The 15,214-nt window shown below is 75.5% G+C and carries 7 protein-coding genes and 1 pseudogene; 5 read left to right on the forward strand and 3 right to left on the reverse strand.

Annotated elements, in window-relative coordinates; all coding sequences use genetic code 11:
- The 3 genes from HCJ92_RS11705 to HCJ92_RS11715 all read left to right on the forward strand — a co-directional run.
- Positions 1–770: MFS transporter (locus tag HCJ92_RS11705; protein ID WP_167933455.1), on the forward strand; the 770-nt coding region annotated here is incomplete at its 5' end.
- Between the two features lie 47 nt (positions 771–817).
- Positions 818–1,855, forward strand: coding sequence for a DUF5954 family protein (locus HCJ92_RS11710; protein WP_338054135.1), 1,038 nt, complete (start codon positions 818–820; stop codon positions 1,853–1,855).
- A 147-nt stretch (positions 1,856–2,002) separates the two neighbouring features.
- Positions 2,003–2,470 (forward strand): DUF4190 domain-containing protein, encoded by a 468-nt coding sequence (locus tag HCJ92_RS11715; RefSeq protein ID WP_209311014.1) that lies wholly within the window; start codon positions 2,003–2,005, stop codon positions 2,468–2,470.
- A 90-nt stretch (positions 2,471–2,560) separates the two neighbouring features.
- Here HCJ92_RS11715 and HCJ92_RS11720 read toward each other — a convergent pair whose 3' ends face one another.
- The 3 genes from HCJ92_RS11720 to HCJ92_RS11730 form a co-directional block, all read right to left on the reverse strand.
- Positions 2,561–3,121, reverse strand: coding sequence for a dihydrofolate reductase family protein (locus HCJ92_RS11720; protein WP_167933456.1), 561 nt, complete (start codon positions 3,119–3,121; stop codon positions 2,561–2,563).
- A gap of 69 nt (positions 3,122–3,190) precedes the next feature.
- Positions 3,191–3,565: a glyoxalase superfamily protein gene (locus HCJ92_RS11725; protein WP_167933457.1), complete on the reverse strand. Its 375-nt coding sequence runs from the start codon at positions 3,563–3,565 to the stop codon at positions 3,191–3,193.
- A gap of 178 nt (positions 3,566–3,743) precedes the next feature.
- Positions 3,744–4,040, reverse strand: coding sequence for a hypothetical protein (locus HCJ92_RS11730; protein ID WP_167933458.1), 297 nt, complete (start codon positions 4,038–4,040; stop codon positions 3,744–3,746).
- 353 nt (positions 4,041–4,393) lie between these two features.
- On the opposite strand from HCJ92_RS11730, the pseudogene HCJ92_RS11735 reads away from it, so the two are divergent.
- Both HCJ92_RS11735 and HCJ92_RS11740 read left to right on the forward strand, forming a co-directional pair.
- A pseudogene (locus HCJ92_RS11735) lies at positions 4,394–14,350 on the forward strand (amino acid adenylation domain-containing protein); the annotation flags it as partial.
- Between the two features lie 646 nt (positions 14,351–14,996).
- The gene (locus HCJ92_RS11740; protein WP_167933465.1) at positions 14,997–15,203 is read left to right on the forward strand and encodes an MbtH family protein; all 207 of its coding nucleotides are present in this window, start codon (positions 14,997–14,999) and stop codon (positions 15,201–15,203) included.
- Positions 15,204–15,214 lie beyond the last annotated feature (11 nt).

Genomic DNA, 15,214 nt, shown 5'->3' on the forward strand with positions numbered 1-15,214 from the left:
CCGGCCGCGGCCCCCGGCCAGCCCGCGAGGTCGCGCTCTGGCGGGTGCCCGGCATCCGGCTGGCGTTCTTCGGACACATGGGGACGCAGTTCTCGATGATGGTCTTCTCCCTGCTGTGGGGGGTGCCCTACCTGGTCGGTGTGCACGAGCGCTCCGCCACCACCGGCGCGCTGCTGATCACCCTCATCGTCGTCACCGCGCTCTGCCTCGGCCCGCTCGTCGGCATGCTCGCGGCCCGCTTCCCCGCGCGGCGGGACCGCATCTTCCTCGTCGTCATCGGGGTGACCGCCGCCACCTGGACCGTGGTCCTGGCGTGGCCGGGCGCCGCGCCCACCTGGCTGCTGGTGGTCCTCGTCGTCGTGCTCGGCATCGGTGGCCCGGCCTCCGTGGTCGCCTTCGACGTCGCCCGCGCCAGCCTGCCGGCGCACCGGTGGGGGGTCGCCCAGGGCGTCGCCAACCTCGGCGGCTACAGCGCCACCCCGGCCGCCCTGGCCGTGATGGGCGTGATGATGACGCTGCTCGGCGGGCTGGACAACCCCGCCGCGCTGCGCCTGGCCTGGCTCGCCCAGTACCCGCTGTGGGCGCTCGCCGTGGTCGGCATCCTGCTGGCCGCCCGCGACATGCGCCGCGAGGGCGGGGAGAGCCAGGTGCCGGTGGCGCCGCCGCCCGTCGCGGCCGGCGCGCGCCGCGCCCCTGCCGCGTCTCCGGTCGACGACCGCGCTGATGTGCGAACAGCATCGGACAGCCTGCCCCCGCTTCGGTCGGAATGACGCCGTTCCGCTGACGCGCCGCCCACGCCTGTGCTCACAATGCGTGGGTGACCAGCGACGAAGAGACGTGCGCCCCTCCCCTCGTCATGCGCGTGGAGCAGCCCGAACACCCGGTGGCGGCGGCCGTGGAGGCGGACGCCGCCACCGCCGCCCGCCGGTACCGGCACTACACCGTCCGCGGCCCGCTGTTCGGCGTCGCCGCGCAGTGCCCCCGGAACCCGGACCGCTGGGAGGTGGTGTGCCCCGTCACCGACGGCTCCGGCCAGCAGGCCAGGGACCGGCTGCACTCCTCCCTGTTCTTCCGGGCCAAGGACGACATCGAGGACCCGGACCAGCGGCGCCGCCTGGTCAGGGGCATCGCCGTCCTGGAGAAGGAGGCGGTCGACGAGCTCGTCGTGGACGACGTCCGCTACCGGGTCGTGCGCGCCGACGAGTTCTTCTACCTCGACGACGACGGCCCCGAGACCGCCCGGCCCACCGACCCGCAGCCTGCGCGCCCCGACTGGGACCGGGGCGGCCGGGAGCCCGAGCCGGACGAGGGCCACGTCATCGACCACACCGCCGCCTCCGGCGTCATGGCCGGGGCCGAGCGGCTCGCCCTGCTCGACCTGGCCTACCGCGCCGAGAGCTATCCGGCGCAGGTGCGGCTGGAGTCCGAGCGGGCACTGGAGACCCACCCGGGGGTGGTGCTCCTGCCGCCGTCGTTCCGTGTCGTGGAACGCTGCCCGGGCGGCTGGGAGATGACCGCCGGCCCGTTCGCCACCGCCCACGCCGCGCGGTCCTTCCTGTACGGCGCCCTGAAGCTGACCTTCCCGATGCTGCTCGACCTCGACGCCGACGAGAAGGCCGAGTACGTCCGCATCGCGGAGGAGTGGCGGAGCCGCGGCGAGGGCAACCGGGTGCAGGTGGGGGAGAAGGAGTACTCCATCGCCCGCATCGGGCGGCTGATGCGGATCGGCCCCGACGGGCCGGAGGGCCCACGCCCCTCCGACCGCGACCCGCACGGCCCGATGCGGATGCACCCCCGCATGGACGACGACGGCACGCTCCACTACGACGACGAGGAGTACCCCGCCGATCTCTGACGTCCCGTCGGCGCGAGGCAGGGCGGCGCCCCGGGCTCGGCACCGCCCGTGACCGGAAGTGCACCTCGCCCCCGGGCCCGCCGTTTGCGGCGCGGGGCGGCGGGCACGAGACCGCTCACCCCGACGGGCCGACCGGAAGGCAGACGGATGACGACCCCGCACGACGGTGACCGCGACCGAGACCGGCAGGGCCCGGTGCCCGGCTTCACCCCGCCCTCCGCCGGCTGGGAGCCGCCCCCGGAGGAGAGGCGCGCACCCGGTGGTGGCGGTGGCGGCAACGGGCTCGGCATCGCCGCGCTCGTCACCGGCATCCTGGCGGCGCTGTTCTTCTGGACGGCGATCGGCGGCGTCGCCTTCGGAGTGGTTGCGCTCGTCACCGGTGTCCTCGGCTTCCGGCGAGCCCGCCGCGGCGCCGCGAGCAACGGCACGATGTCGCTGGTCGGTGCCGTCATCGGTGGGCTCGGCCTGCTCGGCGGCGTGCTGGTCCTGCTCCTCGGGGTCGCCGTCTGGAACTCCGAGGAGTTCGGCAACCTGCGCGAGTGCGTCGATGCCGCCGACACGCAGGAGGAGCTCGACCGGTGCGACCGGGACTTCCAGGACGAGGTCGGCGACTGACGCCGCTCAACCTCCCGCCCCCGCCCCGCTGACCCCACCGAGGCCCGAACCCGCGCCGTCGTTCCGCGCCGGGTTCGGGCCTCTTCCGCGTCAGCCGCCCCCTCGGGCGCCGCGCACCCGGTACCGAAGGTCGGTCGAGTACCGTCCTCGGTGCACCGAGAGGGGTTCCAGCGCGACGGGGCCGACGCCCGGTGCGTCGAACAGCCGGACGCCGTCACCGAGCAGGACGGGGACGACGCAGGTCAGCACCTCGTCCAGTACTCCCGCCGCCAGGCACTGCCGCGCCACGTCGGCGCCCAGCACGTTCACCGTCCGGCCCCCGGCGGCCTCCCTGGCCGCCCGTACCGCGGTGTCCAGCTCCCCGACGAAGGTGATACCGGGCACCGGGTCGGGCGGCGGCCGGTGCGTCAGCACGAACTGCGGGCCGCTCCAACCCCCGCCGAACGCCTCGCCCTCGCCCTCCGTGTCCCGGTAGGGGTCGTCACCGCCGAAGGTGCGCCGACCGATGAGCAGCGCCCCGACCTCGTCGGCGACCGGGTTCGGCTCGCCGCCCGGCGGGGGCAGCAGCGGCGCGAGCCAGGCCATGTCCCCGCCGGGGCCGGCGATGTAGCCGTCCAGCGACATGGAGACGGAGTACAGCAGTCCGGACACAGCCGGTCCTCCTCGGTAGTGCGAACGATGTCGGGGGCGCCCCCCGGGGTGGGTGCGCCGGTGGGGCCGTCAGGGCAGCGGGGTGCCCACGCGCACCCGGTTCCCGTCGGGATCGTGCAGCTCGGTCTCCCGGGCCCACGCCTCTGCCGTCACGGCGGCGCCGAACTCGGCCGCGGCGGCGTCGACGTCACGGACCCGCAGGTAGATCAGGCCGTCGGGCGGCGCGTCGTTGACGTGCTCGGAGAGGAAGAGCGTCACGGCGCCGCGCCGCAGCTCCAGGAAGACGGGCATCCCGGGGGCGAAGCGGTGCTCCCAGGTCACGGCGAACCCCAGCCGCGCGTACCAGGCGGCGGCCCGCTCGGCGTCGGTCACCCGCAGCACCGGTACCGCCTCTTCCACGGGCGCGGTCTCGTGGGGATGTGCTCTGTCCTCGTCGGCAGCCATGCCCGCATGGTGACAGAGCCCACCGACAGTGGCGGGGTGCCGCACGGGTCCGGCCGTCGCGACCGGGGCGTACCCGGTGCTCGTGCCCGACCATCACCGGTGCGAGGGGACCGCCCGTGCGCCGCTCCGCCCGGCGTGGGCGCCGTGCGACGACGTGCGGTCCCCGTGGCGCCGTCGCTCAGCCGCGGACGGAGCAGAAGGCCAGCAGGCAGAAGTTGATGCCCTGGACTCCCTGCGCGCCGCCGCTCCCCGCGTGCGTCTCGCAGGAGGCCAGCAGGCAGAACTGCCAGCCCTGCACCAGGGAGCCGCCACCGGAGCCGGACGACTGGGACGTCGGCGCGACGGTCCCGGTGTGGGTGACCTTCTCGGGCGCCGCGGACGGCGCCGCCGCCTGGGCTCCCGTCGCGGTCAGGGCCACCAGTGCCGCCGCCGCGCCCATCGCCGTTGCCAGACGCCGACCGTGGGTGTTCCTCATCCTGAAATCTCCGCTCGTGTGAACGACTGTCGTCCGTGTGTGTTCGTCACGACCACCCCAACGGACTGGTGTGATCACCGGATTGCGGTGAGTTATGGGGATGAGGTCACCCCCTGTGACGCCAGTCACATCACCAATCTCCCTGTGCCATCGGTGCCGAACGCAGGGTCAACGTACGATCTGGCCCGTGGGGGAACGCACCGTGACAAAGCATCGCAAGTCGCGCTGATCCGCGTTCACCACTCCATGCCCCGGGGAGAGTCGGCCCACCGCCGACCGCACCCCGGGTGCGCCGGCGCGACCGGCGCACGGCCGAGCTGCCGCCGACTCCTCAGTGCTAGGTGTGATCACGAGTGTCCGACCCGTCCGCCGCCCGCCTTCCCCTGACCGCCGGCCAGCTCGGCCTCTGGTTCGCCCAGCGGCTCGACCCCACCAGCCCGGCCTACAACATCGCCGAGTACGCGGACATCCGCGGGCCGCTCGACCCGGCGCTGCTGCGCAGCGCCGTGCGGCGGGTCACCGGCGAGGCGGAGGCGCTGCGCGTGACGTTCGGCGAGGCCGACGAGATGCCCTACCAGCGTGTCGCGCCCCACCTGGACATACCCGTGACCGAGGTGGACCTGCGAGGCGAGGCGGACCCGGCCGCGCGGGCCGACGAGCTGATGGCCGAGGCGCTGGAGACCACCGCCGACACCGCGGTCGGACCCCTGGTCTCGCTGATGCTGCTGCGCCTCGGCGACGAGCGCTGGTACTTCCACCAGCAGGTGCACCACCTCGCGATCGACGGCTACGGCGCGGCTCTCGCCCTGGGCCGGATCGCCGATGTCTACACCCGCCTCGCCACCGACCCCGGCGTCGCGATCCCGCCCTTCCACGCCCCGCTCGACGCGTTGCTCCGGGAGGAGGCCGACTACCGGGGCTCGGAGCAGTTCGCGACCGACCGCGCTTTCTGGAACGACTACCTGCGCGGCATGCCCGAGCCCGTCGGCCTGCGCGACGCGGCGGCCTCGCCCGCCCGGACCGCGCTCCGCGCCGGCCGGTCGTTCGACCCCGCGTGGCTCGACCGGCTCCGCGACGCGGCCCGCACCGCGGGCGCCGGCTGGCCCACGCTCTTCATCGCCGCCACCGCCGCCTACCTGCACCGGGCACGCGGCCAGTCCGAGGTCGTCCTCGGTCTGCCCGTCACCACCCGCAGGACCGACACCGCGCGGTTCACCCCGGCGATGGTCTCCAACGTGCTGCCGCTGCGGCTGGAGGTCTCCCCGGCCGACACCGTGCAGGAACTGCTGCGGCGCACCTCGCGCACCGTGCGCACTGTCCTGCGCCACCAGCGGTTCCCCTCCGAGGAGCTGCGGCGCGAACGCGGCCTGCTGGGACGTCGCGACCGGCTCACCGGGCCCGTCGTCAACGTCATGGCCTTCGACGACAGCCTCGCCTTCGGCCCCGGCCGCGCGACGCTGCACAACCTCTCCATCGGGCCCGTCGAGGACATGGCGCTGGCCGCCCACGCCTCCTTCGCAGACGGCGGGCTCCGCCTCGACCTCCTCGGCAACCCCGACCTCCACGCCGCCGACGACCTCGCCGTCCACCACGCGCGGCTCACCCGGCTGCTGGAGTCCTTCGTCGCCGGCCCCGCCGCGCAGCTCGGCACGCTCGGTCTGCTCGGTGACGACGAGCGGCGCCGGGTGGTGGCCACCGGCACCGGCCCGGTGCCCGCGCCCCGCGACCCGGTCCGGTCCGCCGTGCCGCGGCCCGCGGCCGACCCCGGGACCCTCACCGGGCGGTTCGCCGCGCAGGCCGCCCGCACCCCCGACGCCACCGCCGTCGTCGCCCCCGACGGGTCGCTCGGCTTCGCCGAGCTCGGTGCGCGCGTCGAGGAACTGGCCGGCCGGCTCGCCGCGCGTGGCGCGCGTCCCGGTACCCGGGTCGCGGTCGCCGCCGCCCGCTCCCGCGACCTGGTCGTCGCGCTGCTGGCCGCCATGAGGTGCGGCGCGGCGTACGTGCCGGTCGACCCGTCCTACCCGGCCGAGCGCACCGCCCACCTCCTCGGCGACGCCGACCCCGTCGCCCTCGTCGCCGATCCCGCCACCGCCGCCGCGGTCGACCCCGCCTCCCGCCGCACTCTGGTCGCCCCCGACCCGGCGGACGACCCGGGCGCCCCGACCGCTGTCCCCCGCGGGCCCTCCCGCGCCGACGCCGCGTACGTCATCTACACCTCCGGTTCCACCGGGCGGCCCAAGGGCGTGGAGGTCGAACACCGTTCCCTGACCAACCTGCTGGAGCACCACCGACTGGAGTCGCACGCCGCCGCCGAGGACGTGCTCGGCCGGCCGCTGCGGGTCGCGCTGACCGCCGCGACCTCGTTCGACGCCTCGCTGGACCCGGTGCTGTGGATGGTCGCCGGCCACGAACTGCACATCGTCCCCGACGAGGTGCGCCGCGATCCGCAGGCGCTCGTCGGCCACCTCCACGCCCACCGGATCGACGCCATCGAGACCACCCCCACCTACCTCCAGCAGCTTCTCGGCCACGGCCTCCTCGACGGCGAACGGGGACCGACCGTCGTCGCGCTCGGCGGCGAGGCCGTCAACGACGCGCTGTGGCAGGAGCTGTCGGCACACCCGGGGCTCTCCGTCTTCAACTTCTACGGGCCCACCGAGACCACCGTCAACGCCGTCACCGCCCGGCTCGCGGGCGGCAGCCCGGTCATCGGACGACCCGTCGCCGGTGCCCGCGCCTATGTGCTGGACGCCGGTCTCCACCCGCTGCCCACCGGCATGGCGGGAGAGCTCTACCTCGCCGGCGTCGGGGTGGCCCGCGGCTACGCGGGCCGTGCCGGGCTGACCGCCGACCGGTTCCTGGCGGACCCGTTCGGCGCCCCGGGCAGCCGTATGTACCGCACCGGCGACCTCGCCCGCTGGCGCGAGGACGGCACCCTGGAGTTCCTCGGCCGCACCGATCGCCAGATCAAGGTCCGGGGCCACCGCGTCGACCCCGGGGAGATCGAGGCGGCGCTCACCGCGCTGTCCGAGGTCACCGAGGCCGCCGTCCTCACCCGACCCGCCGGCGCGGGCGCCGGGGAACTCCTCGCCGCCTACGTGGCCGTGGCCGACCCAGAGGCCGGCGACCCCGCGCGGCTGCGCGCCCACCTCGCGGCCACCCTGCCCGGCCACATGGTGCCCGCCGTCTACGCCACCGTGGAGCGCCTGCCGCTCACCCCCAACGGCAAGCTCGACACCGACGCCCTCCCCGAGCCGGTGGCGCCGGCCACCGGCGGCGACGAGCCGCCGCGCAACGCCACGGAGGCGGCGGTGTGCGCCGTCTACGCCGAGGTCCTCGGCGTCGCACGGGTCGGCCGCGACAGCGACTTCTTCGACCTCGGCGGCCACTCCCTGCTCGCCGCCCGGGTCGTCGCCGGGCTGCGTGCCGAGCTCGGCACCGAGCCCCCCATCAGGTTCCTCTTCGAGTCGCCCACCCCGGCGGCGCTGGCCGCTCGCCTCGACGAGGCACCGACCACGACCCGGCCCGCGCTCACCGCCGCCGAACGTCCCGAGCGGCTGCCGCTCTCCCCGGCGCAGCAGCGGCTGTGGCTGCTGGAGCGCATGGGCGAGGGCGGCGCCACCTACACCATCCCCGTCGCGCTGCGGCTGACCGGAACCCTCGACCGCGAGGCGCTCCACGCCGCGCTGCGGGACCTCGTCGCCCGGCACGAGAGCCTGCGGACCCTCTTCCCCGAGGACGCGGACGGCCCCTACCAGCACGTGCTGCCCGCCATCGGGACCGAGGTGCCGCTCCACCACGCCCCGTTCGGGCAGCGCCCCGGGCCGTACGCCCCGCGGGCGTTCGACCTCACCCGGGAGATCCCGCTCCGGGCCGAACTCCACACCCTCTCCGACCACAGCCATGTGTTGTTGCTGACGTTGCACCACATCGCGGCGGACGGGTGGTCGATGGGTCCGTTGTCGCGTGATCTGTCGGAGGCCTATGCGGCGCGGTTGTCGGGGGTGGCGCCGGGGTGGGAACCGTTGGCGGTGCAGTACGGGGACTACGCGGTGTGGCAGCGTGCGTTGCTGGGTGCGGTGGACGACCCGGGGTCGCGGGCGGCGGAGCAGTTGGGGTTCTGGCGGGAGGCGCTGGCCGGTCTGCCCGAGGAGCTGCCGCTGCCGGTGGACCGCCCGCGCGGCACCGCCCCCGAGGCCGGGGGCGGCCGGGTCCCCGTCGCCCTGGACGCCACCGCCCACACCCGGCTGCGTGATCTGGCGCGCGCCAGCGGTACCAGCCCGTTCATGGTGCTGCACGCCGCTCTCGCCGCGCTGCTCTCCCGGCTCTCCGGCACGGAGGACATCGTCGTCGGCACCCCCGTCGCCGGCAGGTCGGACCAGGCACTGGCCCCGCTCATCGGCTTCTTCGTCAACACGCTGGTGCTGCGCGCCGACACCTCCGGCGACCCCACCTTCTCGGAGCTGCTCGCGCGGGTCCGGGAGAGCGACCTGGCCGCCTACGCCCACCAGGACCTGCCCTTCGAGCAGCTGGTCGAGGAAGTCAGCCCCGCCCGCTCCCTCCACCGGCACCCCCTCTTCCAGGTCATGCTCAGCCTCAACAACAACGAGCCCCCGCGGCTCTCCCTCCCCGGCCTCGCCGTCGACCGGGAGGAGTCCGCCGGTCGCACCGGCGCCAAGTTCGACCTGACGCTCGACCTCGCCGAACACCACGACGCCGACGGCCGTCCGCTCGGCATCACCGGCGAACTGGAGTACAGCCGGGAGCTGTTCGACACCTCCACCGCCACCCGCACCGCCGTCCACCTGGGGCGACTGCTCGACGCCGCCCTGGCGGACCCCGACACCGCCGTCGCCGACCTGGAGTTCCTGACCGACGACGAGCGCGCCGCCGCCCTGGACCGGACCGCACCGGTACGGTGCACGCCGCCCGCGTCCGGCCGCACCATCGTGGACGTCCTCACCACTCAGGCGCTGGTCACCCCCGAACGCGTCGCCGTCGCAGACGCCGACGGTCCGCTGACCTTCGGCGACCTGCTGGACGCGGCGGAGGAGCTGGCGAACCGCCTCCACCACGCGGGCGTCCGCCCCGGCGACCGCGTCGCCGCGGCCCTGCCCCGCACCCGCGTCCAGATCATCGCGCTGGTGGCCGTGCTGCGCCTCGGCGCCGTCCACGTCCCCCTCGACCCGACCCACCCCGTCGAGCGCAACCGGCTCGTCCTGACGACCGCACGCCCCGCGCGCGTGCTGACCACCACCGCGCTCGCCGCCGGGCTGCCGACGGGGGAGTGGCCGCTGCTCGCCCTCGACGAGGCGCCGCCGGTGCTCGCCTCCGCCCCCGCGCCGCTGCCCGAAGGCCCCGCGCCGCACGACGCCGCCTACGTCCTCCACACCTCCGGCTCCACCGGCACCCCCAAGGGCGTCGTCGTCGAGCACCACTCCCTCGTCAACCTGCTGGCCGGCCACCGCGACCAGCTGATCGGCCCCGCCGAGGCCACCGCCGGCGGCCGACCGCTGCGCGTCGCGCTCACCGCCGCCGCCACCTTCGACGCCTCCTGGGACCCGGTGCTGTGGATGGTCGCCGGGCACGAACTGCACCTCGCCGACGACGACAGCCGCCGCGACCCCGAGGCGCTCACCGCCTTCCTGCGCCAGCACGCCATCGACGTCCTGGAGACCACGCCCTCCTTCCTCGCCGAGCTCCGCGCCGCCGGTCTGCTGGCCGAGGGGACCCACCGTCCGGCGGTCGTCGCCCTCGGCGGCGAGGCCGTCGACGCCGATCTCTGGCGCGACCTCGCCGACCTCCCCGACGTCGCCGGCTGGAACCTCTACGGCCCGACGGAGACCACCGTCGACAGCGTCGTCGCCCCCGTCACCCCCGGTACCCCGCCGCGGATCGGCCACGCGGTACCCGGCAACCGCGCCTACGTCCTCGACGGCAGGCTCCGGCCCGTCGCACCCGGCGTCACCGGCGAGCTCTACCTCGCCGGGGCCGGGGTCGCGCGCGGCTACGACCGCCGCCCCGGTCTCACCGCCGACCGGTTCCTCGCCGACCCCTACGGCGGGCCCGGCGCCCGCATGTACCGCACCGGCGACCTCGTCCGCCGCCATGACGACGGCTCCCTGGAGTACACCGGCCGCGTCGACGGGCAGGTCAAGGTCCGCGGCCACCGCGTGGAGACCGGTGAGGTGGAGGCCGCGCTGCTGTGCCACCCCGCGGTCGCCCGCGCCGCCGTCGCCGTCCGTCCCGACGCCTCGGGCGCCGCCGCCCTTGTCGCCTGGGCGCTCCCCGTACGGGGAGCCGACGACGCGCCGACCGCCACCGGCCTCCGCGACTTCCTGCGCGGCCGGCTGCCGGGCTACATGGTCCCCACCGCCCTCGGGGTGGTCGAGGTCCTTCCCCTCGGGGTCCACGGCAAGACCGACACCTCGACCCTGCCATGGCCCGCCGGCGACGCCGGTGACGAGGCCGAACCGCCCCGCACCCCCCGCGAGCGGGCGCTGTGCGCGCTCTTCGCCGACGTCCTCGGACGGGCGGGCGTGGGACGCGACGAGAACTTCTTCGACCTCGGCGGGCACTCGCTGCTCGCCACCCGGCTGATCGCCCGCATCCGCACCGCCTTCGGCGTCGAACTCCCCGTCCGCGCCCTCTTCGAGGCGCCCACCGTGGGAGCGCTCGCGGCGCGCCTCGACACCGCGGACGCCGCCCGTCCCGCGCTGCTGCCGACGCCCCGGACCGGACCCGCCCCCATCTCCTCCGCCCAGCGCCGACTGTGGTTCCTCCACCGGCTCGACCCCGACGACCCCGCCTACCACCTGCCGCTGGCCGTCCGCCTCTCGGGCAGCGTGGACCAGGACGCGCTGCACGCCGCGCTCGGCGATCTCACCGACCGCCACGAGGTGCTGCGCACCGTGCTGGCCACGCCCGGCGACCACCCCGACGGCGACGGCGCCGAAGCGGTGCAGCGCGTCCTGCCGCCCGAGGCGGGCCGCCCCGAGCTGACCGCGCTGACCGTCGACACCGCCGCGCTTCCCGACGCGCTGCGCGAGGAGTCGGCCCGGCCGTTCGACCTCGCCCGCCGCACCCCGATCCGCGCCACCCTGCTCTCCACCGCGCCCGACAGCCATGTGTTGTTGTTGACGTTGCACCACATCGCGGCGGACGGGTGGTCGATGGGTCCGTTGTCGCGTGATCTGTCGGAGGCCTATGCGGCGCGGTTGTCGGGGGTGGCGCCGGGGTGGGAGCCGTTGGCGGTGCAGTACGGGGACTACGCGGTGTGGCAGCGTGCGTTGCTGGGTGCGGTGGACGACCCGGGGTCGCGGGCGGCGGAGCAGTTGGGGTTCTGGCGGGAGGCGCTGGCCGGTCTGCCCGAGGAGCTGCCGCTGCCGGTGGACCGCCCGCGCGGCACCGCCCCGGAGGCCGGGGGCGGCCGGGTCCCCGTCGCCCTGGACGCCACCGCCCACACCCGGCTGCGTGATCTGGCGCGGGCCAGCGGTACCAGCCCGTTCATGGTGCTGCACGCCGCTCTCGCCGCGCTGCTCTCCCGGCTCTCCGGCACGGAGGACATCGCCGTCGGCACCCCCGTCGCCGGCAGGTCGGACCAGGCACTGGCCCCGCTCATCGGGTTCTTCGTCAACACGCTGGTGCTGCGCGCCGACACCTCCGGCGACCCCACCTTCTCGGAGCTGCTCGCGCGGGTCCGGGAGAGCGACCTGGCCGCCTACGCCCACCAGGACCTGCCCTTCGAGCAGCTGGTCGAGGAAGTCAGCCCCAGCCGCAGCCTGGAGCGGCACCCCCTCTTCCAGGTCATGCTCAGCCTCAACAACAACGACACGCCCACCCTCGACCTCCCGGGGCTGCGGGCCGAGCCCGCCCGGGTCGAGACGGGCGGCGCCAAGTTCGACCTGTCCTTCAGCCTCGGCGAGACCACGGCGGCCGACCCCGCGGCGGGCACCGCTCTCGGCGGCACCCTGGAGTACCGCTCGGACCTGTTCGACGAGGCCACCGCCCGGCGACTGGCCACCTGGTTCGCCCGCCTGCTGGCGGCTGCCACCGCCGCGCCGGACGCCCGGCTGTCGACGCTCCCGCTGCTCTCCGCGGAGGAGACCTCCCAGCTCCTCGCCCTCGGCGACGGCGGCCCCGCACCCGAGGCCGGGTCCACCCTGGTGGAACGATTCCGCGCCACCGCCGCGAGCGCCCCCGGCGACACCCTCGCCGTCGTCGCCCGCGACGGCAGGTTGGGATTCGCCGAACTCCACCGCCGAGCCTGCCGACTCGCGCGCGAACTGCGGGCCGCGGGTGTCGCCCCCGGCGTCCCGGTGGCCACCCTGCTGCCGCGGACCACCCACGCCGTCATCGGCATGCTCGCCTCCTGGACCGCCGGCGCCGTCCACACCCCGATGGACGCGGCGCTCCCCGAGGGCCGCATCCACACGGTGCTCGAAGAGGCGCGACCCGCGCTGACCCTGGTGACGACGGACACCGTCCACCTGCTGCCGGAGGGAGCGCCCCGACTCGTCCTCGACGAGCCCCGCACCTCCGCCGGGATCGCGGCCCGCAGCGCCGAACCGCTACCCGACGGGCCCCGCCCGCAGGACCCGGCCTACCTCATCCACACCTCCGGTTCCACCGGCCGTCCCAAGGGTGTCCTGGTCGAGCACCGCTCCATCGCGCGGCTGCTGGAGCACCACCGCCGCACCCTCTACCGCCCCGCCGCGCGCGACGCCGGGGACCGCCGGCTGCGCGTCGCGCTGACCGCCTCGCTCTCCTTCGACGCCTCCCTGGACCCGGTGCTGTGGATGCTCGCCGGGCACGAACTGCACCTCGCCGACGAGGAGGTCCGCCGCGACCCCGAGGCGCTGGTCGCCTGGGCCCACGAGCACCGCGTCGACGTCCTGGAGACCACGCCCTCGCACCTGGAGCAACTCCTCGACGCCGGGCTGCTCGGCGCCGAACGCGACCGGCCCCACGCCCACCGCCCCCGGGTGCTCGCCCTCGGCGGCGAGGCCGTACCGCCGGAGCTCTGGCGCACCCTCGCCGCCGTCCCCGGGCTGCGGGCGGTCAACCTCTACGGGCCCACCGAGGCGACCGTCGACACCCTGACCGCGCCGGTCGGCGGTACCGACGGCCCCGTACTGGGACGCGCCGTCGCCGGCACCCGCGCCTACGTCCTCGACGCGGCGCTGCGGCCCGCACCGCTCGGCGTCACCGGTGAGCTGTACCTCGCGGGCGACTCCCTCGCGCGCGGCTACCCGCAGCGCCCCGGCGAGACGGCCCAGCGGTTCCTGGCCGACCCGTACGGCCCGGCGGGCAGCCGCATGTACCGCACCGGCGACCTGGTGCGGCGCACCCCCGACGGCGAACTCGCCTACGTCGGCCGCGCCGACGGCCAGGTGAAGGTGCGCGGCTTCCGCGTCGAACCCGACGAGATCGCCGCCGTCCTCGGTGGAGCCCCCGGAGTGGCCCGCGCCGCGGTGGTGCTCGACACCGGCACCGGTGCGCCGACGGGCGGTCGTCTCGTCGGGTACCTGGTCCCCGAGAACGGGGACTCCGCCGAGCCGGGAGCGGAGCAGACGCTGACGGCAGCCGTCCGCGACCACGCCGCCCGCAACCTGCCCGGCTACATGCTGCCCACCGCCTGGTCGGTCCTGGAGCGGCTGCCGCTGACGCCGAACGGCAAGCTCGACCGCGCGGCGCTGCCCGCGCCCGCCCAGGGCAGGTCCTCGACCGGCCGCGGCCCGCGCACCCCGCGCGAGGACGTGCTGTGCGCGCTGTTCGCCGAGGTCCTGGGAGTGGAGCAGGTCGGTGCCGAGGACGACTTCTTCGCCCTCGGCGGGCACTCGCTGCTCGCCGCGCGACTCATCGGCCGGGTCCGGGAGTCGCTGGGCGTGGAGATCGGCATCCGGGTGCTGTTCGAGGCACCGACCGTCGCCCTGCTCGCCGAACGCCTCGCCGACGGCGGCACGGACGACCCGCTGTCGGTGCTGCTGCCGCTGCGGACCTCCGGGGACCGGCCGCCGCTGTTCTGCGTCCACCCGGCCGGCGGTCTCGCCTGGGTCTACGCCGGGCTCCTCCAGTACCTGGAGGCCGGACAGCCGGTCCACGGCCTCCAGATGCCGAACCTCGCGGGGACCGAGCCGTTCCCCGAGTCCATCGCGGCGATGGCCGACCGCTACGTGCGGGAGATCCGCGAGGTGCAGCCCCACGGCCCCTACCGGCTGCTGGGCTGGTCCTTCGGCGGCAACGTCGCCCAGGAGGTCGCCTCCCAGCTGGAGCGAGCCGGTGAGGAGGTGGCGCTGCTCGCGCTCCTGGACGCCTTCCCGCTGCCGCCGCTGGACGACCTGGACAGCGCGGACCGCGACACCGTCTTCCGTGCGCTGCTCCTCAACGTCGGTGTGGAGTCCGCCGTCCTGGAGGGCGACGGCGCGCTGGACGCCGCCTCGGTGCGCGACGCCTTCCGGGAGGCGGGCAGCCCGCTGGGGGCGCTGGAACCGGAGACCATCGACCACATGGTCGACAACTTCGCCGGCCAGTCCCGGCTCATGCGGCGCCACACCCCCGGCGTCTACACCGGGGAGACGCTGTTCTTCACCGCCACGGTCGGGCTCCCGGAGGAGCTGACGCTCGACCTCTGGGCGCCGTACCTCACCGGCCGCCTCGCCAACACCGACGTGGCGTGCGCCCACGCCCAGATGATGCAGCCGGAGCCCCGGCAGCACATCGGGTCGGTGCTGTCCGCGGCGCTCCGCGAACTCCCCGACACACCGCGGCGGACGGCGACGCGCCCGGCCGGTTCCGGCGGTGGTCCCACCGCCCCCGCCCGCCCCGCCCGTCCCGACACCATCGAATGCCACACCAATCCGACCGTTCACACCATCCGAACTACCTATGAGCGCCGACACCGTGGCCGACCGCCACGCGACCGGCCCGAGCAGTCACCACGCCGGAGGAGCCACCATGACGAACCCGTTCGACGACCCCGCCGTCCAGCACCGCGTCCTCGTCAACCACGAGGGCCAGCACTCGCTGTGGCCCGAGTTCGCCACCATCCCCGACGGATGGGACGAGGTCTTCGCACCCGCCGAGCGCGCCACTTGCCTGGAGTACGTCGACCGCAACTGGACCGACCTCACCCCGCGCAGCGCCATGGCCGCCGCCGAGTGAGCGGCGGCGGG

The organism is Streptomyces spiramenti, assembly GCF_012034385.1.
In the GTDB taxonomy this organism is placed as follows: Bacteria; Actinomycetota; Actinomycetes; order Streptomycetales; family Streptomycetaceae; genus Streptomyces; species Streptomyces spiramenti.